The 19,542-nt window shown below is 67.7% G+C and carries 17 protein-coding genes; 6 read left to right on the top strand and 11 right to left on the bottom strand.

The window, feature by feature from the left end; all coding sequences use genetic code 11:
- Positions 1 to 3 precede the first annotated feature (3 nt).
- Positions 4 to 936, top strand: a complete 933-nt coding sequence (locus OP498_RS00845) for a ribokinase (protein WP_280551667.1) — start codon at positions 4 to 6, stop codon at positions 934 to 936.
- On the top strand, positions 933 to 1,874 hold the full coding sequence (locus OP498_RS00840; protein WP_280551665.1) for a nucleoside hydrolase: 942 nt from the start codon (positions 933 to 935) through the stop codon (positions 1,872 to 1,874). The genes OP498_RS00845 and OP498_RS00840 overlap by 4 nt, the downstream gene beginning before the upstream one ends.
- A 57-nt stretch (positions 1,875 to 1,931) precedes the next feature.
- On the opposite strand, the gene OP498_RS00835 is transcribed toward OP498_RS00840, so the two are convergent.
- Positions 1,932 to 2,204, bottom strand: a complete 273-nt coding sequence (locus tag OP498_RS00835) for an acylphosphatase (protein WP_280545900.1) — start codon at positions 2,202 to 2,204, stop codon at positions 1,932 to 1,934.
- Between the two features lie 215 nt (positions 2,205 to 2,419).
- Here OP498_RS00835 and OP498_RS00830 point away from each other — a divergent pair, with 215 nt between their 5' ends.
- On the top strand, positions 2,420 to 3,466 hold the full coding sequence (locus tag OP498_RS00830) for a Glu/Leu/Phe/Val dehydrogenase dimerization domain-containing protein (protein ID WP_280551663.1): 1,047 nt from the start codon (positions 2,420 to 2,422) through the stop codon (positions 3,464 to 3,466).
- Positions 3,467 to 3,537: 71 nt separating this feature from the next.
- Here the strand turns inward: OP498_RS00830 and OP498_RS00825 are convergent, their stop codons facing one another.
- Positions 3,538 to 4,467, bottom strand: a complete 930-nt coding sequence (locus tag OP498_RS00825) for a YihY/virulence factor BrkB family protein (protein ID WP_280545902.1) — start codon at positions 4,465 to 4,467, stop codon at positions 3,538 to 3,540.
- A 156-nt stretch (positions 4,468 to 4,623) separates the two neighbouring features.
- Here OP498_RS00825 and OP498_RS00820 point away from each other — a divergent pair, with 156 nt between their 5' ends.
- Positions 4,624 to 5,715 (top strand): bifunctional nicotinamide-nucleotide adenylyltransferase/Nudix hydroxylase, encoded by a 1,092-nt coding sequence (locus tag OP498_RS00820; RefSeq protein ID WP_280545903.1) that lies wholly within the window; start codon positions 4,624 to 4,626, stop codon positions 5,713 to 5,715.
- A gap of 33 nt (positions 5,716 to 5,748) precedes the next feature.
- On the opposite strand, the gene OP498_RS00815 is transcribed toward OP498_RS00820, so the two are convergent.
- From OP498_RS00815 to OP498_RS00790, 6 genes are all read right to left on the bottom strand, one after another.
- A complete protein-coding gene (locus tag OP498_RS00815) occupies positions 5,749 to 6,666 on the bottom strand; it encodes a LysR substrate-binding domain-containing protein (protein WP_280545905.1) in 918 nt (305 codons plus the stop codon).
- 94 nt (positions 6,667 to 6,760) lie between these two features.
- Positions 6,761 to 8,179: a cardiolipin synthase gene (gene cls, locus OP498_RS00810; RefSeq protein WP_280545907.1), complete on the bottom strand. Its 1,419-nt coding sequence runs from the start codon at positions 8,177 to 8,179 to the stop codon at positions 6,761 to 6,763.
- 129 nt (positions 8,180 to 8,308) lie between these two features.
- A complete protein-coding gene (locus tag OP498_RS00805) occupies positions 8,309 to 9,814 on the bottom strand; it encodes a fumarate hydratase (protein ID WP_280545909.1) in 1,506 nt (501 codons plus the stop codon).
- 262 nt (positions 9,815 to 10,076) lie between these two features.
- Positions 10,077 to 12,104, bottom strand: a complete 2,028-nt coding sequence (gene uvrB / locus OP498_RS00800; RefSeq protein ID WP_280545910.1) for an excinuclease ABC subunit UvrB — start codon at positions 12,102 to 12,104, stop codon at positions 10,077 to 10,079.
- A gap of 65 nt (positions 12,105 to 12,169) precedes the next feature.
- Positions 12,170 to 12,607, bottom strand: a complete 438-nt coding sequence (locus OP498_RS00795; protein ID WP_280545911.1) for an OsmC family protein — start codon at positions 12,605 to 12,607, stop codon at positions 12,170 to 12,172.
- Positions 12,607 to 12,804, bottom strand: a complete 198-nt coding sequence (locus tag OP498_RS00790; RefSeq protein WP_280545912.1) for a hypothetical protein — start codon at positions 12,802 to 12,804, stop codon at positions 12,607 to 12,609. Before OP498_RS00790 ends, OP498_RS00795 begins: the two co-directional genes overlap by 1 nt.
- Positions 12,805 to 12,953: 149 nt before the next feature.
- Between OP498_RS00790 and OP498_RS00785 the strand changes: the two genes are divergently transcribed.
- On the top strand, positions 12,954 to 13,991 hold the full coding sequence (locus tag OP498_RS00785) for a folate-binding protein (RefSeq protein WP_280545913.1): 1,038 nt from the start codon (positions 12,954 to 12,956) through the stop codon (positions 13,989 to 13,991).
- Positions 13,992 to 14,000: 9 nt separating this feature from the next.
- Here OP498_RS00785 and OP498_RS00780 read toward each other — a convergent pair whose 3' ends face one another.
- From OP498_RS00780 to dkgB, 3 genes are all read right to left on the bottom strand, one after another.
- On the bottom strand, positions 14,001 to 14,759 hold the full coding sequence (locus OP498_RS00780; protein ID WP_280545914.1) for a TatD family hydrolase: 759 nt from the start codon (positions 14,757 to 14,759) through the stop codon (positions 14,001 to 14,003).
- 206 nt (positions 14,760 to 14,965) lie between these two features.
- Positions 14,966 to 16,555 carry a peptide chain release factor 3 gene (locus OP498_RS00775; protein WP_280545916.1) on the bottom strand — a complete coding sequence of 530 codons (1,590 nt, stop codon included), beginning with the start codon at positions 16,553 to 16,555 and terminating at the stop codon, positions 14,966 to 14,968.
- Positions 16,556 to 16,676: 121 nt separating this feature from the next.
- Positions 16,677 to 17,486, bottom strand: coding sequence for a 2,5-didehydrogluconate reductase DkgB (gene dkgB, locus OP498_RS00770; protein WP_280545918.1), 810 nt, complete (start codon positions 17,484 to 17,486; stop codon positions 16,677 to 16,679).
- A gap of 179 nt (positions 17,487 to 17,665) precedes the next feature.
- Between dkgB and ftsH the strand changes: the two genes are divergently transcribed.
- The gene (ftsH, locus tag OP498_RS00765) at positions 17,666 to 19,504 is read left to right on the top strand and encodes an ATP-dependent zinc metalloprotease FtsH (protein ID WP_280545920.1); all 1,839 of its coding nucleotides are present in this window, start codon (positions 17,666 to 17,668) and stop codon (positions 19,502 to 19,504) included.
- Positions 19,505 to 19,542: the final 38 nt, after the last annotated feature.

The following is a 19,542-nucleotide window of genomic DNA, read 5'->3' as shown; positions in this document are numbered from 1 at the left end:
CGCATGCTGCACAACTTCGGTTCCATCAATCTCGACCACTTCTACCGCGTCCCCCATCTGGTGCGTCCCGGCGAGACCCTGTCCAGCCGCGACTACCGGGTCGGCCTGGGGGGCAAGGGGGCCAACCAGTCGCTGGCCATGGCACGCGCCGGCGGGCGGGTCCGCCACTGGGGGCGCCTGGGGCGCCAGGACGCCTGGGCCCGTGAGTGGCTGGCGCGTGCCGGGGTGGCAGTGGAGGCGATCGCCCTGGTCGACGAGCCCAGCGGCCACGCCATCATCCAGGTGGACGACCGGGGCGAGAACGCCATCCTCCTCTTCTCCGGGGCCAACCATGGCTATACGGAACAGGATCTCGACGCGCATTTCGCCGCGGCCTCGCCCGGGGACTGGCTGCTGGCCCAGAACGAGTGCAATGCTTTGCCCCGGGTGCTGGAACGCGCCGTGGAGGCGGGCCTGAACATCGCCCTCAACCCCGCACCGATGAGCGATGCGGTGCTGGCGTTGCCCCTGGCCCACTGCCGGCTGCTGTTCGTCAATCGCGGCGAGGCCGCCTGGCTGGCCGGCCTGGACGAGGCCGCCCCGCCCGAGGCCCTGCTGGACGGGCTCGCCCGCCGCCTGCCCGGCGGCGAGACGGTGCTGACCCTGGGCGGCGACGGCGCCTGGTACCAGTCCGACGACGAACGCCACTTCCAGCCGGCCCTGCCGGTCACGCCGCGGGACACCACGGCGGCCGGCGACACCTTCATCGGCTACTATCTGGCCGCCCTGCAGCAGGGACGGCCGGTGACCGACTGCCTGACACGGGCCGCCACCGCCGCCGCCCTGAGCGTCCAGGTCGCCGGCGCCACCGAGAGCATCCCCGAGGCGACGGCGGTCGAGCGCGCCCTGTGCGACGGCCTTCCCGCGCCCCACCGCCACGACGAGGAGGCACCGTGAGCCATCCGATCATCTTCGATACCGACCCGGGCGTCGACGACGCCCAAGCCATCGCCATCGCCCTGCGCCATCCCGAGCTCGAGCTGCTGGGGCTGACCACCACCTACGGCAACGTCGACGTGGAGACTGCCACCCACAATGCCCTGCTGCTCGCCGAGCTTGCCGGGCGAGAGGTTCCCGTGGCCCAGGGCGCCGCGGCACCGCTGGTCAAGGCGCGTCATCCGCCGCCCGCCCACATCCATGGCGCCAACGGCCTGGGCGATATCGCGCTGCCGCCGGTCGAGGGCAAGGCCGATTCCCGCAGCGCGCCGCAATTCATCGTCGACACCCTGAATGCCCGGCCCGGCGAGGTCACCCTGGTGGCGGTGGGCCCGGTGGGCAACCTCGCCGCGGCCCTGCAGCTCGACCCGGCGATCACCGGGAAGGTCAAGCGGGTGGTGATCATGGGCGGCTCGATCCGTGAGGGGGGCAACGTCACCCCGGTGGCCGAGGCCAACATGTTCAATGACCCGGACGCCGCCGCGCGGGTGCTCACCGCCGGCTGGCCGCTGACCCTGGTGGGGCTGGACGTCACCCATCGCTGTGTGCTCACCGGCGAGCACATGGCGCGCATCGAGGCCGGCCAGGGCGCGCTCGGCAAGGTGCTGGCGGGCAGCTACGACTTCTACCGGGACTTCTACCGGGAGTTCCTGGGCATCGATGGTTGCTGCCCCCACGACAGCTGCGCTCTGGCCTGGCTGCTGCGCCCGGAGCTCTTCACCACGGGCCGCGGCCATCTGAGCGTGGCGACGTCCGGCGATGCCGAGGGCCAGACGATCTTCGCCCCCGAGGGACGCGGCTTCATCGAGGCGCGCTGGTCCCATACCCCGTTGGTGGAGGTCTGCCTGGGCGTCGACGGCGAGGCCGTCAGCGACTGGATCGCCGACACTCTGGCCTGACGGCCGAAAAGCACCGGCAGGGCACGTGCTCCGGGCCCTGCCGGTTCATCGGCACCGCTAGCGGGTGCGGAAATCGTCCGGCGCGTGGGTCTCGATCACCTCGAACTCCACATGGGTGACCCGAGCCCCGTCCGGCCCCTTCCACAGCCACTCAGCGAGGCGCTTGACCGCCTCGCGCTCGCCGCACATCAGCACCTCGACCCGGCCGTCCGGCAGGTTGATCGCATGGCCGGTGATCCCGGCCCTGAGGGCCTGCTCCTGGGTCGCGCGGCGGTACCAGACGCCCTGCACCTTGCCGGTCACCAGCGCTCTCGCGCAGCACTTGTCCATGGCCATCTCCTCTGTCGGTCGCGATCGATCACGTGCCCCTTTCTACCAGCCGCGCCAGGCAGGGGGCCAGCCCCCAGGCCTTCCCGTCCCGGGGCCGATGCCCTAGTCTTGTCACTATCCCCGGACGCCACACGGCCACAAGCCCTCCGCGGCCGAGGATCGCCCTACCCGGGCCGACACAACCACAATGATCATCCTCACGAGGGAGTTCCGCCATGCCGGTCTTCGACCACCCCGAGTTCGACCACCATCAGCAGATCGTCTTCGGTAGCGACGAGGCGAGCGGCCTGCGCGCCATCATCGCCATCCACGACACCACCCGCGGCCCGGCCCTGGGCGGCCTGCGCATCTTCCCCTATGCAAGCGACGCCGAGGCACTCACCGACGTGCTGCGCCTCTCCCGCGGCATGACCTACAAGTCGGCGCTGGCCGACCTGCCGCTGGGCGGCGGCAAGGCGGTGATCATCGCCGACCCGCGCCGCGACAAGACCCCCGAGCTGCTGCGCGCCATGGGCCGGCTGGTCGACGGCCTGGGCGGCGCCTACATCACCGCCGAGGACTCGGGCAGCAGCGAGGCCGACATGCGACGCATCGCCGAGGTCACCGAGCACGTCGGCGGCCTGCCACGCCACGGCGCCGCCTCGGGCGATCCCTCGCCGTTCACGGCCTGGGGAGTGTTCTGCGCCCTCAAGAGTGCCGTCCGCCATGGCCTGGGGTGCGACGACCTGGCGGGCGTGCGGGTAGCGGTGCAGGGGGTCGGCAACGTCGGGGCCCACCTGGCACGCCATCTCCACGCCGCCGGCGCCCGGCTGGTGCTGACCGATGTCGATACCGCCGCCCTGGCCCACCTCGCCGAGGAGCTCGGTGCCGAGACCGTAACACCGGCCGCGATCGCCGATGCCGGGGTCGACGTCTTCGCTCCCTGCGCCTTGGGGGCCGCCCTCTCGGAATCGGTGGTCGACCGCCTGAAGGCCAGGGTGATCTGCGGCGCCGCCAACAACCAGCTGGCCTCCCCGTCGATCGCCAAGCGCCTGATGGCCCGCGGCATTCTCTACACCCCGGACTATGTGGCCAACGCCGGCGGGGTGATCGAGATCGCCTGGCAGCGTCGTGACGACTACCGCCGCGATGCCGTCATGGGGCATATCGAGGGGATCGGGGCCACCCTGGACCAGATCTTCGCCCGCGCCGACCGCGAGGGCCTCAGTCCTGCCACCGTGGCCGACGACCTGGCCCGGGAGCGTTTCCGTCCCGCCGGCTGATCCCGCCCGTGGGCACGATGCAGAAGGCCGGCGATCGCCGGCCTTCCTCGTGTTCGCGGGTGAGGGGCGGTTCAGGTCTCGACGGGGTCGTGGTGATCGAGCAGTTCGTGGCGCACCAGAACCGCGGAATTGCGCGGCACCACCGCCTTGCCCGACGCCAGCAGGTGGCACTTGGTGAAGGCGGCGCCGAACAGCAGGATCAGCGAGCTGTAGTAGACCCACAGCAGGATCATCACCACCGAACCGGCCGCGCCGTAGGTGGAGGCCGTGGCCGTATAGGCCAGATAGATGGCGATGCCCGAACGGCCGATGGCGAACAGCACGGCGGTGACCACGGCACCGACCAGCACGTCCTGCCAGCGCAGCACCACGTCCGGCAATACCTTGAAAATGGTGGCGAAGAGCGCGGCGATCACCGCCAGCGAGACCAGGAACTCGGCACCAGTGGTCAGCAGCCCGACGAAGGGCAGCAGGTCATCGGCGGCCTGCAGCATGGCCCGTATCACCACCCCGAGCACCAGCGACACCAGCAGGATGAAGCCGATGGACAGCACCACGGTCAGCGACAGCAGGCGGTTCTTGAGGAATTTGAGGGCACTGTTGCTGCTGGGCCTGGCCGTCACGCCCCAGAGGGTATTCAGCGAAAACTGCATCTGGGCGAAGACGGTGGTGGCACCGACCAGCAGGGCCCCCACCCCGAGCAGGGTCGGCAGCAGGCCGGACTCCTCAATGCGTGACTGGGCAACCGCTCGCTCGATGGCGGCGGCGGCGTCATGACCCATGGTGCCCTGCAGTTGGGCGACGACCTGTCCCTGGGCGGCCTCCTCGCCAAGCACCACGCCAATCACCGTGACGGCGATGATCATGATGGGCGCCAGGGAGAAGAGCGTGTAAAAGGCCAGCGAGCCGGCATAACTGAAGGCGTTGCGCTCGAGCCAGAGTTTCATTGCGTCCCGCACTACCCCCCACCAGAACAACGCTGCTTGCTGGATCGTCGTCATGCTCGCCGTGATCATCCCGTTCCCCGCGTTCCTGTCGTTTCCTTCAGCATACCCAAATATAGCCGTATTCGCCGAGACCAGACCCAATTGCAGCGGCCGGCGGGCCTGACCATAATGGACACCGCCCCTCCCTGCCCCTCTCTGACAGGAGTGCTCATGACCGCACCACCGGACGCCGACAACACGCCTGACTTCGATTGTCTGGTGTTCATCGGCCGCTTCCAGCCTCCCCACCTGGGGCACCTGGCGGTGATCCGCGAGGCCCTGCGCCACGCGCGCCAGGTCATCGTGCTGGTAGGTTCCGCCTGGCAGGCCCGCTCGCTGCGCAACCCTTGGCGCTACGAGGAGCGCCTGCGCATGCTGCGCAGCGCCTTCGAGGAGGAGGAGAATGCCCGGCTCGAGGTCGTGCCGCTGCTCGACGCCCTCTACAACAACGACGTCTGGGTGCGCGACGTCCAGCGCAAGGTGCGTGATATCGCCTCCCCCGAGCGCGCCCGGCTGCCGCGCATCGGCCTGATCGGCGCCAGTCGGGGGCAGTCCAGCTACTACCTCGCCCTCTTCCCGCAGTGGGAATCGGTCAGCGTGCCCCTGGTGGAGGGCATCTCGGCCAGCCGCATCCGTGAACGGCTGTTCCGTTCCGGCTCCTCGGCGGAGGACTACCTGAGCACCCACGCTACCCATGACCTGCCCCCCGGCGTGGTGGCGTGGATCCGCGACTTCCTGGAGGAGGCGCCCTATGGTCAGCTGGTCGAGGAACAGCAGTTGCTGGACCAGTACCGCCAGGCATGGGCCCAGGCCCCCTACCCGCCGATCTTCGTCACCGTGAATGCCGTCGTGGTGCAATCCGGCCACGTGCTGCTGGTCAGGCGCACGGCCGCGCCCGGCAAGGGGCTCTACGCCCTGCCCGGCGGCTTCATCAGTCCCCATGAACGGCTGATGGACGCCTGTTTGAGGGAGCTGCGCGAGCGGGTCCGCCTCAAGGTGCCCGAGGCCGTGCTCAAGGGCTCGCTGCGCGGCCAGCGGCTGTTCGACGAACCCCATCGCAGCTGGCGGGGACGCACCCTGGCAGAGGCCTTCTACTTCGCCCTGCGTCCCGAGCAGCAGCTGCCCCAGCTCAAGCCGGTGCGGGGCGGTGACCATGCGCGCTGGGTCCCCCTGGCCGACCTCGACCCCGAAGGACTGTTCGAGGACCACTTCTTCATCATCCAGGACTTCCTGGGACTGCCGGCGGATTTCGATCGCGCCTGATGCGACATGGCCACGCGCCGCAAGCCGGCGCCATCAGGCCTGGAGGAAGTCGCGGGGCAACTTCATCATCTGCCGCCACAGCTTCTCGACGCCCGGCTTGTGCACCAGCGAACAGCGATAGAGACGAATCTCCAGCGGCACGTCCCACTTCTCGCCACCGGCCCGCATCAGGCGCCCATCCTTGAGCTCCTGACGAATGCAGAAGTCGGGGATCCAGGCCAGGCCCATGCCCTGCATCACCATGCCCTTGAGGCCCTCGGCCATGGCCGTTTCATAGACGGTTCTCAGGCGCATGCGTACCGGATCGTTCTTGAGCAGCATGCGCACGCTGCGCCCCAGGAAGGCGCCCTGGGTATAGGCCAGGTAGGGAAGCGATTCCTGGCCCTCCAGCGGGAAGCGTGGTCTACCCTGCTCGTCGGGCAGGCAGACCGGCAGCATCTTGACCTGGCCGATGGAGAAGGAGGGAAAGACCTCGGCATCGAGCTGCATGCTGGCGTAGGGATCGTAGTAGGCCAGCATCAGGTCGCAGTTGCCCTCGCGTAGCACATGGATCGCGTCGCCCACGTTCATGGCCACCAACCGGGTCGGCAGCTCACCCAGGCCCTTCTGCAGACGGGAGATCCACTGGGGGTAGAAACTCAGCGCCAGGGAGTGGGCGGCGACGATATCCAGCGCCTCGTTGGCCATGGCCAGGCCACGCAGGTGGCCGAGGCTCTCGTTGAGCTGCTCGACGATGTTGCGGGCAGTGACCAGGAACAGCTGCCCTTCGGGCGTCAGGTCCACGGGGGTGGTCGAGCGGTCGACCAGGGTCACGCCGACCGCCTGCTCCAGGGAACGGATGCGGCGACTGAAGGCCGGTTGGGTGACATGCCGCTGACGGGCCGAGGCGGAAAAGCTGCGCGTACTGGCCAAGGCGACGAAGTCTTCCAGCCACTTGGTCTCGAGGTTCACCAGGACTCCCCCGGATGTCTGCGTCCACGACTCCCGCCGGGGAGCCTTCGAAGACCGCTAATGTACCCCAGCGACGGGCGGGACCCAAGCCGCCTCACTGAATCGGCGAGAGCAGGTAGGCCGCCCGGGAAAGCAGCTTGCGCCACAGAGGGCGGCGGGTCAGCTCTTCCAGGGCCACGCGACGGCAGTCGGTGAAGTCATGCTCGAGCATCAGACGCACCTCGGCGGCGAACTGCCGGTCGGGCACCACGGCGGTGATTTCGAAATTGAGCCGGAAGGAGCGGTTGTCCAGGTTGACCGTACCCACGCTGGCGGCGGCATCGTCGATCAGCATCACCTTCTGGTGCAGGAACCCTGGTTGGTAGCGATAGACCCTGACCCCGGCGCGCAGCATGTCGGGCAGGAAGGAGAAGGTCGAGAGGAAGACCAGCAGGTGATCGGGGCGTTCGGGCATCATGATGCGCACATCCACGCCGCGCATCGCCGCCAGGCGCAGGGCATCCTGTACCCCCTGATCGGGCACGAAATAGGGGCTGGTGACCCAGAAGCGCTCGTGGGAGCTGTGGATTGCATGCTGCACCAGCAGGCTCGCCGTCTCCTGCGAGTCCGCCGGCCCGGAGGGCACGATCACCACGTTCTGGTTGGCGTCCCCGCTCGGCCGGGGCGTCCAGGTCAGGCAGATCATTTCGCCGGTGGCCCAGTGCCAGTCCTCCCAGAAGGCCTCCTGCAGGCCCAGCACGCTGGGGCCGGTGAGCTTGAGATGGGTGTCGCGCCAGTGGCCATGGCGGGGATGCTGCCCGAGGTATTCGGTGCCGACGTTGAAGCCTCCCAGCCACCCTTCCCGGCCGTCGACCACCAGTACCTTGCGATGGTTGCGGAAGTTGAGCTGAAAGCGATGCTTGAAACCGCGGGAGGAGCGGAAGGCGCTGACCTCCACGCCGCCCTCGGCGAGGTCGCGGAGGAAGCGGTCACCGAGCCCGCGACTGCCGATCTCGTCATACAGAAAGTAGATGCGCACATTGCGCTCGGCGGCCCGTTGCAGCCGATGCTTGAGCTCGATGCCCAGGGCATCGTCACGGACGATAAAGAACTGTACCAGCACGTACTCTTCTGCCTGATCGATGCCGGCGAAGATGCTGTCGAAGGCTACCTGGCCATCGATCAGCAGCTCCGCCCGATTGCCGCGGGTCAACGGCATCATCGCCAGCTGTTCCACGGCGCGGATGTTCGCATCAACGTTGTCAGACAGATAGGGATCGAAGCGGTCGCGGTAGCGTTCCAGCTGTCGGCGCAGCACGGTATCGCGCTCGCCGCGGGCCGAGACATAGCCGTAGAAGCGCGGCCGGCCGAAGATCCAGTAGGCCGGTACTGCCACGTAGGGCATGGTGATCAGCGAGATGATCCAGGCGATGGCCCCCTGGGAGGTACGGCTGGACATCAGGGCCAGCACCGCCGAGACGAAGCCCAGCAGGTAAGTCAGGAAGATCGCCAGGCCGATCAGCCAGGAGGTCATGGTCGGATCCCCGTTCCGTGGGACGACGGCGTGGCCGTCCGTGAAAACAATGCCCTAACGCACCCGCCCAGCATACGCCCAACGACGACGGCCCCACCAGATGGCGGGGCCGTCGTCAGCACGGGACGCTCAGGCGCGCTCGGCGATGATCTCCTTCCACTTGGCGGGGCCGGTCTGGTGCACCGAGGTGCCCTGGCTGTCCACGGCCACGGTCACCGGCATGTCCTCCACCTCGAACTCGTAGATGGCTTCCATGCCCAGATCCTCAAAGCCCACCACGCGAGCCTTCTTGATCGCCTGGGCGACCAGGTAGGCGGAGCCCCCCACGGCCATCAGGTAGACCGCCTGGTTATCGCGGATCGCCTCGATGGCTGCCTCGCCTCGCTCGGCCTTGCCGACCATGCCCAGCAGGCCGGTCTCCTCGAGCATGGTGCGGGTGAACTTGTCCATGCGGGTCGCCGTGGTGGGGCCGGCCGGCCCCACCACCTCGTCGCGCACCGGATCCACCGGCCCCACGTAGTAGATGAAGCGCCCCTGCATGTCCACGGGCAGCGGCTCGCCCTTGGCGATCATGTCGACCATGCGCTTGTGCGCGGCGTCACGGCCGGTGAGCAGCTTGCCGTTGAGCAGCAGGGTGTCGCCGGGCTGCCAGGTCTTGACCTCTTCCGGGGTCACGCTGTCGAGGTCGACGCGCTTGACGTTGTCGCCCGCCTCGCGGGTGACCGCCGGCCAGTCCTCGAGCTTCGGCGCCGGCAGGGCTGCGGGCCCGGAGCCATCGAGAGTAAAGTGGGCGTGGCGGGTGGCGGCGCAGTTGGGAATGATCGCCACCGGCTTGTTGGCGGCGTGGGTCGGAAACTCCTTGACCTTGATATCGAGCACCGTGGTCAGACCACCGAGACCCTGGGCGCCGATGCCGCTCCTGTTGACCTTGTCGAACAGTTCCAGACGCAGCTCCTCGGCACGATTGGCGGGGCCGCGAGCCTGGAGCTCCTGGATGTCGATGGGGTCGAGCAGCGCCTCCTTGGCGATCTCCATGGCCTTCTCGGCGGTACCGCCGATGCCGATGCCGAGCATGCCCGGCGGGCACCAGCCGGCGCCCATCTTGGGCAGCTGCTCCAGCACCCAGTCGACCACGCTGTCGGAGGGGTTGAGCATGGCGAACTTCGACTTCGCCTCGCTGCCGCCGCCCTTGGCCGCCACATGCACCTCGACGCTGTCGCCGGGCACCAGCTTGTGGTGGATGACGGCCGGGGTGTTGTCGCCGGTGTTCTTGCGGGTGCCGTCCGGGTCGGCCAGCACCGAGGCGCGCAGCACGTTGTCGGGCAGCTGATAGGCGCGGCGCACGCCCTCGTTGATCATGTCGTCGAGGCTCATGTCGGCCTCGAAACGCACGTTCATGCCCACATGCACGAAGACCGTGACGATGCCGGTGTCCTGGCAGATCGGGCGCTTGCCGAAGGCACACATCCGCGAGTTGATCAGGATCTGGGCGATGGCGTCCTTGGCCGCCGGGTTCTCCTCGCGCTCGTAGGCGGCCGCCATGGCGTCGATGAAGTCCTTCGGGTGGTAGTAGGAGATGTACTGCAGGGCATCGGCGACGCTCTGAATCAGGTCGTCCTGGCGAATCACGGTCATGGGCAAGGAGCTCCTAGGCGTTGTCGGCATGCCCGCGGCGAGGCGATCGAAGGGCGCAGCGGCGGGCTTGAACGGCGAGCATTATACCCTAGCCTCCCCGCTGTCGACATTCCCCTCGCTCAAGGCCTGATCATGCGAATATAGTACAAAGTGAAGATAACGGTATAAACTGGTATGCCAAACATCTCACCGGCTGACGCCAATGCCCGCGGGAGCGGGCGGCAGGAGGATCGCCGGACCTTTCCGGGCATGGCAGGCGCCGTCAGGCGGAGCCCAGCAGCAGCTGGCGCTCCTTGAGCTCGTGCAGGCGGTCGCGCAGACGGGCGGCGGCCTCGAACTCCAGGTTCTGCGCCGCCTCATGCATCCCGTCCTCGACCCGCGAGATCTCCTTGAGCAGCTCGCTTGGCGACAGTTCGGCGGGGTCGTAAAGGGCCTCGCGCTCGGCCACCTTGCGCTCGCCGCGGCGCCCCTTGCCCTTCTTGCCCGGGGCCTGGGCGGCCTCCATGATGTCGGCCACCGAGCGCGTCACCGTCGTCGGCGTGATGCCGTGGGCCTCGTTATGGGCGATCTGCTTGTCGCGACGCCGCCGGGTCTCGTCCATGGCGCGGTGCATGGAGTCGGTGATCCGGTCGCCGTAGAGGATCGCCTTGCCGTGGGCGTTGCGCGCGGCACGGCCCATGGTCTGGATCAGCGAGCGCTCGTTGCGCAGGAAGCCTTCCTTGTCGGCATCGAGGATCGCCACCAGCGACACCTCGGGGATGTCGAGCCCCTCGCGCAGCAGGTTGATCCCCACCAGGACGTCGAACTTGCCCAGGCGCAGGTCGCGGATGATCTCCACCCGCTCCACGGTGTCGATATCGGAGTGCAGGTAGCGTACTCGCACGCCGTGCTCATCCAGGTACTCGGTGAGATCCTCGGCCATGCGCTTGGTCAGGGTGGTCACCAACACCCGTTCGCCCACCTCGCTGCGCAGGCCAATCTCCGAGAGCAGGTCGTCCACCTGGGTGGTCGCCGGGCGTACCTCGATCTCCGGATCGACCAGCCCGGTGGGACGCACCACCTGCTCGACCACCTGGCCGGCATGCTCGGCCTCATAGGGCCCCGGGGTGGCCGAGACGAAGATCGTCTGCGGACAGATACGCTCCCACTCCTGGAAAGTCATCGGGCGGTTGTCCAGCGCCGAGGGCAGCCGGAAACCGTACTCCACCAGGGTCTCCTTGCGTGAGCGGTCGCCCTTGTACATGCCGCCCACCTGAGGAACGCTGACGTGGCTCTCGTCGATGAACAGCAGAGCGTCATTGGGCAGGTAATCGAAGAAGGTCGGTGGCGGCTCGCCCGGGTTGCGACCGGAGAGGTAACGCGAATAGTTCTCGATGCCGTTGCAGTAGCCGAGTTCGAGCATCATCTCGATGTCGTAGAGGGTGCGCTGCTCCAGGCGCTGGGCTTCGACCAGTCGGTCGTGCTTGCGCAGCCAGTCGAGGCGCTCCACCAGTTCCGCCTTGATCTCGTCGATGGCACCGAGGATGGTCTCCCGGGGCGTGACATAGTGTGACTTGGGGTAGATGGTCATGCGCGGCACTCGGCCCCGCACCTCGCCGGTAAGCGGGTCGAAGAGGCTGATGGTATCGATCTCGTCGTCGAAGAGCTCGACGCGAACCGCCTCGTCCTCGGCGTCGGCCGGGAAGATGTCGATGACGTCGCCACGCACCCGATAGGTGCCACGCTTGAAGTCCATGTCGTTGCGCGTGTACTGCAGTTCCGCCAGGCGGCGCAGGAACTTGCGCTGGTCGATCAGTTCGCCGCGGGTGACGTGCAGGCGCATCTTCAGGTACTGGTCGGGATCGCCCAGGCCGTAGATCGCCGACACCGAGACCACGATGATCGCGTCGCGGCGCTCCAGCAAGGCCTTGGTCGCCGAGAGGCGCATCTGCTCGATGTGGTCGTTGATCGAGGCGTCCTTCTCGATGAAGGTATCCGACGAGGGCACGTACGCCTCGGGCTGGTAGTAGTCGTAATAGGAGACGAAGTACTCCACGGCGTTGTCGGGAAAGAACGCCTTGAACTCGCCATAGAGCTGGGCCGCCAGGGTCTTGTTGGGCGCCATGACGATGGTCGGACGCTGCAGGCGCTCGACCACGTTGGCCATGGTGAAGGTCTTTCCGGAGCCGGTCACGCCGAGCAGCGTCTGATGCGCCAGCCCCGACTCCAGTCCGCTGACCAGATCCCGGATGGCAGTGGGCTGGTCGCCGGCGGGCTGGAACTTGGACTGCAGACGGAAGGGCTTGCTCATGGCGGCTCCAATGACGAACCGGGCGCCGTCGGCGCCCGGGGGTGAAACGACGCCGGGCGCGGGATTCAGGCGTCGGCGCTGTTGTTGACGCTGAGGTCAGCGGTGCGGGTGGTCACCTCCACGGTGGAGGTGGTCATCAGCCGGTGGATCGGGCACTTGTGGCTGATCTCCTCCAGGCGGGCCTGCTGCTCGGGAGCCTCGATGCCATGAAAGGTCATCGCCACGTCGAGCCGGTAGGTCCCGTGGCGCTCCTGGCTGTCGTCCCGATTGACCGTGACGCTCACCCCCGTCAGCGGCCACTGCTTGCGCCGGGCATACATCATCGAGGTGATCGCCTTGCAGGCACCCAGCGAGAGGTCGAAGTAGTCATGAGGGTCCGGGGCACTCCCCTCACCGCCATAGGCCTCGGGCACGTCGACGAAGAGGTCGTCGAAGCCGTCCAGTTCGACCCGCTGGCGGTAGATATGGTTGCGTTCGCTGACGACTTCAATGGTCTTCTTCATCACTTGACCTCGATACCCAGCTTGAGAGATTGCACCGCCTCGATCAGCGCCTCGCGCCTGGCGCGCCCCTCCACCTCGGCCCCGTGGCGGCCGACCTCGACACTGTCGACGCCGTCCAGCATCATCAGGGCAGTGGTGATGCGGTTGACCTGATCGGCGCTCTCGACGCCCTGAAAACTCAGTGACTGGTGGACCATGGGCGGCTCCTGACCTGGCATGGATGAGAGGGAAGGCCCGACGAGTCTAGCATGCCACCCGGGCGCCGAGCAGCGCTTGCAATGCCGCCTCCCCGCCCGCACCTAGTGCACATGAGCATGCCAGAACCCGAACCACGAGGAGCCCGGAGATGTTGGATTGGATCGCTGCCACCGGCGGTCGGCAGGAGGCCGAATACCGGGTGACGTTCGATACCCCCGATGCGCCGCGGCTGGCCCTGGATGCCACCGTGATGACCCCGCTCGCCCATCTCGGGGCCCTCGACGTCGAGGGCCCCGATGCCGAGCGGTTCCTGCAGGGCCAGACCAGCGCCCAGGTCTCGCTGGCCGACGGCGACCTGGCCCCGCTGACCTGCTTCTGCACGCCCAAGGGCCGGATGCTGGCCAACGCCCAGCTGTTGCGCGTCGCCCCGGGGCACTTCCGCCTGCTGATGCACGCCAGCCTGGTGGCCTCGCTGGCCGAGCACCTGAAGAAGTTCGCTCCTTTCTACAAGGTCGAACTGCGCGAGCGCGACGACCTGGCGCTGCTGGGGCTGATCGGCCACGAGGCCGCCGCGCTCGCCGAGGTGCACTTCGATGTCCTGCCGCCCCGGCCCTGGCACCAGGCCGGCGACGAGACGATCCAGCTGCTGGCCCACCCCGGGCCGCGCCCGCGCCTGCTGGTCTGCCTGCCGGCCGAGCGGGTCGAGGCGGCCTGGAATTGGCTTGCGGCGCACGCCACACCGGTCGACAACGCCGTGTGGCGACTGCACGACATCCAGGCGGGGCTGGCCTGGCTCGAGGCCGACCAGCGCGACACCTACCTGCCGCAGATGATCAACTGGGAGGCGCTCGGCGGCATCAGTTTCAAGAAGGGCTGCTATACCGGCCAGGAAGTGGTCGCCCGTGCGCACTTCCGCGGCCAGGTGAAGAAGCGGCTGGTGCGCGCCCAGCTCGACGGCGGCCTGCTGCCGGAACCCGGCAGCGCCATCGAGGACGCCAACGACAAGCGGCTCGGCGAGGTGCTGTGTGCTGAGCTCGACGCCTACGGGGAGGCCGAGGTGCTGGCGGTGATGAGCACCCGGGAGCCCGCCCTGCCCCTGCGCTGCGCCGGCCAGAAGCTCAAGCTGCTCAAGCTGCCCTACCTCGTCGAGCGCCTGGACCCCGAGAGCCTCGCGACCAGGGAGTAGGTGAGTCGATCACCCGCCGAACAGGCGGTGAGCAGTGGCGGTGCTGGCCGCCGCCACCTGCGCTGTCGCCTCGTCCCGCAGCCTGGCCACCGCGCGACAGACCTCGGCGACCCTGGCCGGCTCGTTACGCTGGCCCTGACAGCCGGCCAGCGGCATGTCGGGGCTATCCGTCTCCAGCACATAGCCGTCGTCGGGCAGGGTCGCCACGGCCCGGTGAAGCCGCTTGGCCCGGTCGAAGGTGACCGCCCCGCCAAGGCCCAGCGTGAAGCCCAGGTCAAGAAACTTGCGCGCCTGCTCGGGAGAGCCGGCGAAGGCGTGGATCAGCCCGCCGGCCGGCAGATCGAGCTGTCGCAGTCGCTTGGCCACCTTGTCGTTGGCTTGCACGCAGTGGATCACCACCGGCAGCTCGCGCGCCTTGGCCAGCCTGAGCTGGGCATCGAAATAGTGCCATTGGGCGTCCCAGCTCGCCTCGAAACGCGCATCGATGCCGCACTCCCCCACCGCCACGACCTGCGGATTGGCATCGAGCGCTGCGTCCAGTGCCTCCAGGTCCTCCTCCCGGTGCTCCGCCATGAAGTAGGGATGCAGCCCCAGGCAGACGCTGACGTCGTCGCGCTCGCCCAGCGCCAGCACATTGGGCCAGCGCGCCCGGGTGGTCCCGGGTACCACGAAACGCGCGACGCCCGCCGCCCGGGCACGCGCGATCACCGCCTCGCGGTCGGCATCGAAGTCGGGGAAGTCCAGATGGCAGTGGGCGTCGATAAGCATGGGCACAAGCTACAAGGAGCAAGGAGCAAGGAAAAAACACCGGCCTTGTTGAGCGCTCGAAGCGAGGGGCGCCCGGGGGCGGGCCGAAGAGGAGGTCCTATGCCAGGGATGGCATCGGTAGCGCCCAGGGAGGGGTTCACAGCGCCTCCTCGAAGGGCCCGCCGCCGGATCAGCCACGAGCGATCCGGCGACATGCAGCCAAAGCTTCAATGCTCCCGGGTGGGCTGGAAGCGGATCTCCGGCCAGCGCTCCTGGGTCATCTGCAGATTCACGCGCGTAGGGGCGATGTAGGTCAGGTAGCCACCCCCGTCGATGGCCAGGTTGGTGCTGGCCTTGCGCTTGAACTCCTCGAGCTTCTTGGCGTCGTCGCTGTAGATCCAGCGGGCGGTGTTGACGTTCACCCCCTCGTAGACACAGTCGACCTTGTACTCCTCCTTGAGGCGGTGGGCGACCACGTCGAACTGCAGGGTCCCCACGGCACCGAGGATCAGGTCATTGTTGTCCAGTGGCATGAACACCTGGGTGGCCCCCTCCTCGGAGAGCTGCTGCAGGCCCTTCTGCAGCGCCTTCATCTTCAGCGGATCCTTGAGGCGCACGCGCTTGAACAGCTCCGGGGCAAAGTGCGGAATGCCGGTGAAACGCATATCCTCGCCCTGGGTGAAGGTATCGCCGATCTGGATGGTGCCGTGATTGTGCAGGCCGATGATGTCGCCGGGCCAGGCCTCCTCCACATGAGAGCGGTCCGAGGCCATGAAGGTCAGGGCATCGGCGATCTTGACGTCCTTGCCGATGCGCACGTGACGCATCTTCATGTTCTTCTCGTACTTGCCCGAACAGACCCGCAGGAAGGCGATGCGGTCGCGGTGGTTGGGATCCATGTTGGCCTGGATCTTGAAGACGAAGCCGGTGAAACGCTCGTCCTCGGCCGCCACCGTGCGGGTATCAGTCTCTCGCGGCTGGGGCGGCGGTGCAAACTCGACGAAGCCGTCAAGCATCTCGCGCACCCCGAAGTTGCCCATGGCGGTCCCGAAGTAGACCGGCGACAGCTCGCCCCGCAGGTAGGCCTCGTGGTCGAAGGCGTGGGAGGCGCCACGCACCAGCTCCACCTCCATGCGCAACTCCTCGGCCAGCTCCTCGCCAAGCACTGCCTCCACCTCGGGGTTGTCGAGCCCCTCGATGCGGTGGTCCTCGGGGATGCGGCTGCCCTGCCCCTGGGTATAGAGGTGGATCACGTCGTTGTAGAGGTGATAGACGCCCTTGAAGTGACGGCCCATGCCGATCGGCCAGGTCATGGGCGCACACTGGATGTTGAGCACCTCCTCGACCTCGTCCATCACCTCGACGGGGTCGCGCACGTCGCGGTCCATCTTATTGATGAAGGTGAGGATGGGCGTGGTGCGCAGACGACACACCTCCATCAGCTTGATGGTTCGCGCCTCGACGCCCTTGGCGCCGTCGATCACCATCAGCGCCGAATCCACCGCGGTCAGGGTGCGGTAGGTATCCTCGGAGAAGTCCTCGTGGCCCGGGGTGTCGAGCAGGTTGACGATGCGCCCCCCGTAGGGAAACTGCATCACCGAGGTGGTCACCGAGATGCCCCGCTCCTGTTCCATCTTCATCCAGTCGGAGGTGGCGTGACGGTCATTGCGCTTGCTCTTCACCGAACCGGCCAGCTGGATGGCGTTGCCGAACAGCAGCATCTTCTCGGTGATGGTGGTCTTGCCGGCGTCGGGGTGCGAGATGATCGCGAAGGTTTTGCGCAGCCCGACTTCACGGGCCAGGGTGGGGTTTGACATCAATGCGGTGCCTGATCGGGACTCGAATGGGATTTCGAAAGGTCGACATGATACCGCGACAGGCCCTGGCTCTGCACGCTGGCCCGCCTATCTGCCGGGTCGTGGCTAGCGGGGGCAAGGCTCAATCCCAGTCGGGGGCGAAGTCGGGGTCGGCGATGCGCTCGCCGCGTTCCAGGGCGGCGATGGCCTCGAGCTCGTCCTCGCTCAGGGTGAGGTCCAGGGCGGCGAGGTTGCCGGCCAGGTGATCGCGCTTGGTGGACGACGGGATGGTCACCACGCCGCGGGCCCGGGTCCAGGCCAGGGCCACCTGGGCCGGGGTGACGCCATGGGCCGCGGCGATGCCCTTCAGGGTCTCGTCCTCCAGCACCTTACCCACCGCCAGCGGCATGTAGCCGGTCACCGTCAGGCCGCGAGACTGGCAGTGCGCCACCACCTCCTGGTTCTGCAGGAAGGGGTGCACCTCGACCTGGTTGGTGAGCAGGGCCTGCGGGCCGAGGATCTCGAGGGCCTGGTCGACCTGGGCGATGGTGAAGTTGGAGATCCCGATGTGGCGCGCCTGGCCGGCCTGCTGCACCTCGCGCAGGGCCGTCAAGTAGTCGGCCATGGGCACCGCGTCGTCCGGCGAGGGCCAGTGGATCAACAGCAGGTCGACGTAATCGGTGCCGAGCTTTTCCAGGCTCTCCTGGACGCTGGCCTTGAGAGATGCGGGCTCGAGGCGGTCGTGCCACACCTTGGTGGTGACGAAGAGCGCCTCGCGCGACACCTCGCTATCGGCGATGGCGGCCCCCACGTCCTGCTCGTTGTCGTACATCTGGGCGGTGTCGATGTGGCGGAATCCTAGCGCCAGGGCATCGTGGATCACCCGCTTCAGGGTCTCGCCCTTGAGGCGGAAGGTACCGAGGCCGGGATTGGGCAATGTCGGGGTGTTCATGGGCTCTCCTTCTCGTTCCATGGTGTCGGTGCGTCTCCCTCCTAGGTGCGGCGCTCGATGCCCGACTTCAAGGGCCCGCATACCCGGGGCCATCCCGCCTGCCGGGCGTGACCTACACTGAAGGCCATCATCGGGGCATAGCGATGCCCTCCGGCACGGCCACGGGACGAGGAACCGGCATGGAACCCAATCACCGCTTCAACATGATCTACGTGATCATCGCCGTGATGCTCTTCCTGACGTTCCAGAACGTCTATCACAACTGGCAGACCACCGAACCCATTCCCTACTCGGAATTCACCCGGCTGCTGGAGGAAGGGCGGATCGCCGAAGTGCAGGTCGGTGACGACCGCCTCACCGGCACCTTCACCGCGCCCCAACCCGACGGCCGCACCGCCTTCACCACCAATCGCGTCGCGCCCGACCTGGCAGACCAGCTGGCACGCCACGACGTCACCTTCAACGGCAGCCCGAAGAGCCCCTTCCTGACCGTCCTGCTGTCGTGGTTCCTGCCGCTGGTGCTGCTGTTCGCGATCTGGTCCCTGCTGATCCGCCGGATGACCAGTGGCGGCGGGATCGGCGGCATGATGTCCATCGGCAAGTCCAAGGCCAAGGTCTACGTGGAAACCTCCACCAAGGTGACCTTCGAGGATGTCGCCGGGGTCGACGAGGCCAAGAACGAGCTCCAGGAGGTGGTGGCCTTCCTGCGCGACCCTGAGCGCTACGGCCGGCTCGGCGCCCATATTCCCAAGGGCATCCTGCTGGTCGGCCCGCCGGGCACCGGCAAGACACTGCTGGCCCGGGCCGTCGCGGGGGAAGCCGGGGTCCCCTTCTTCTCCATCTCCGGCGCGGAGTTCGTCGAGATGTTCGTCGGGGTCGGCGCCGCCCGGGTCCGTGACCTCTTCGCGCAGGCCGGCAAGGCCAAGCCCTGCATCATCTTCATCGACGAACTGGATGCCCTGGGCCGTGCCAGGGGCCCGGGAATCATGGGCGGCCAGGACGAGAAGGAGCAGACCCTCAACCAGTTGCTGTCCGAGCTCGACGGTTTCGACCCATCCACGGGCATCGTGCTGCTGGCCGCCACCAACCGGCCGGAGATCCTCGACCCCGCCCTGCTGCGTGCCGGCCGCTTCGACCGCCAGGTGCTGGTCGACCGCCCCGAGCGCAAGGGACGGCGGCAGATCCTCGAGGTGCATATCGGCAAGATTCACTCGCTGGCCACCGACGTGGACCTGGACCATATCGCCTCGCTGACCCCCGGCTTCACCGGGGCCGACCTCGCCAACCTGGTCAACGAGGCGGCCCTGCTGGCCACCCGCCGGGACAGCGAGGAGGTGGCCATGGAGGACTTCACCAACGCCATCGAGCGCATCGTCGCCGGCCTGGAGAAGAAGAGCCGCTTGCTCAACGACCACGAGCGCGCCGTGGTGGCCCACCACGAGATGGGCCACGCCCTGGTGGCCGCCTCCCTGCCGGGCATGGACCCGGTGCACAAGGTCTCGATCATCCCCCGCGGCGTCGGCGCGCTGGGCTACACCATCCAGCGGCCCACCGAGGATCGCTTCCTGCAGACGGTCAGCGACCTCAAGTACCGCATGGCCGTGCTGATGGGCGGCCGCGCCGCCGAACGGCTGATCTTCGACGAGATCTCCACCGGGGCCGCCGACGACCTGGCCAAGGTCACCGAGATCGCCCGTGACATGGCGACCCGCTTCGGCATGGCGGATGAGGCCGGCCAAGTGGTCTACGAGAAGGACCGCCAGGCCTTCCTGGGCGACGTCTACGGCACCAGTCAGCGACATGACTACTCCGAGGCCACCGCTCGCGAGATCGACCTGTCGGTCCGCCAGCTGGTCGACGAGGCCGATGCCCTGGCCCGCGAGACCCTCGCCGCCCGTCGGCAGGACCTCGAGAACGGCGCCGCCCTGCTGCTCGAGCGCGAGACGCTCACCGCCGAGGAGTACCCGCCCATGCAGCCGGCGGCCCCGGCACAACAGCCCGCCCATTTCGCCTCGTGACGCCGTCGAGTCACCCCCACCTGTCACCGGCCACTGCT

It is taken from the genome of Halomonas sp. 25-S5, from assembly GCF_029889845.1.
In the GTDB taxonomy this organism is placed as follows: Bacteria; Pseudomonadota; Gammaproteobacteria; order Pseudomonadales; family Halomonadaceae; genus Halomonas.
Note: the sequence above shows the minus strand (reverse complement) of the source record. Positions and strands in the feature narration are given on the sequence as shown.

What these genes read in the sequence shown, in the direction of transcription:
- OP498_RS00845 (WP_280551667.1), top strand. Translation starts at nt 4, where the DNA reads ATGCTGCACAACTTCGGTTCCATCAATCTCGACCACTTCTACCGCGTC.
- OP498_RS00785 (WP_280545913.1), top strand. Translation starts at nt 12,954, where the DNA reads ATGTTGGATTGGATCGCTGCCACCGGCGGTCGGCAGGAGGCCGAATAC.
- OP498_RS00780 (WP_280545914.1), bottom strand. Translation starts at nt 14,759, where the DNA reads ATGCTTATCGACGCCCACTGCCATCTGGACTTCCCCGACTTCGATGCC.
- OP498_RS00825 (WP_280545902.1), bottom strand. Translation starts at nt 4,467, where the DNA reads ATGACGACGATCCAGCAAGCAGCGTTGTTCTGGTGGGGGGTAGTGCGG.
- ftsH (WP_280545920.1), top strand. Translation starts at nt 17,666, where the DNA reads ATGGAACCCAATCACCGCTTCAACATGATCTACGTGATCATCGCCGTG.
- OP498_RS00805 (WP_280545909.1), bottom strand. Translation starts at nt 9,814, where the DNA reads ATGACCGTGATTCGCCAGGACGACCTGATTCAGAGCGTCGCCGATGCC.
- uvrB (WP_280545910.1), bottom strand. Translation starts at nt 12,104, where the DNA reads ATGAGCAAGCCCTTCCGTCTGCAGTCCAAGTTCCAGCCCGCCGGCGAC.
- dkgB (WP_280545918.1), bottom strand. Translation starts at nt 17,486, where the DNA reads ATGAACACCCCGACATTGCCCAATCCCGGCCTCGGTACCTTCCGCCTC.
- OP498_RS00790 (WP_280545912.1), bottom strand. Translation starts at nt 12,804, where the DNA reads ATGGTCCACCAGTCACTGAGTTTTCAGGGCGTCGAGAGCGCCGATCAG.
- OP498_RS00830 (WP_280551663.1), top strand. Translation starts at nt 2,420, where the DNA reads ATGCCGGTCTTCGACCACCCCGAGTTCGACCACCATCAGCAGATCGTC.
- OP498_RS00835 (WP_280545900.1), bottom strand. Translation starts at nt 2,204, where the DNA reads ATGGACAAGTGCTGCGCGAGAGCGCTGGTGACCGGCAAGGTGCAGGGC.
- OP498_RS00775 (WP_280545916.1), bottom strand. Translation starts at nt 16,555, where the DNA reads ATGTCAAACCCCACCCTGGCCCGTGAAGTCGGGCTGCGCAAAACCTTC.
- OP498_RS00795 (WP_280545911.1), bottom strand. Translation starts at nt 12,607, where the DNA reads ATGAAGAAGACCATTGAAGTCGTCAGCGAACGCAACCATATCTACCGC.
- OP498_RS00820 (WP_280545903.1), top strand. Translation starts at nt 4,624, where the DNA reads ATGACCGCACCACCGGACGCCGACAACACGCCTGACTTCGATTGTCTG.
- cls (WP_280545907.1), bottom strand. Translation starts at nt 8,179, where the DNA reads ATGACCTCCTGGCTGATCGGCCTGGCGATCTTCCTGACTTACCTGCTG.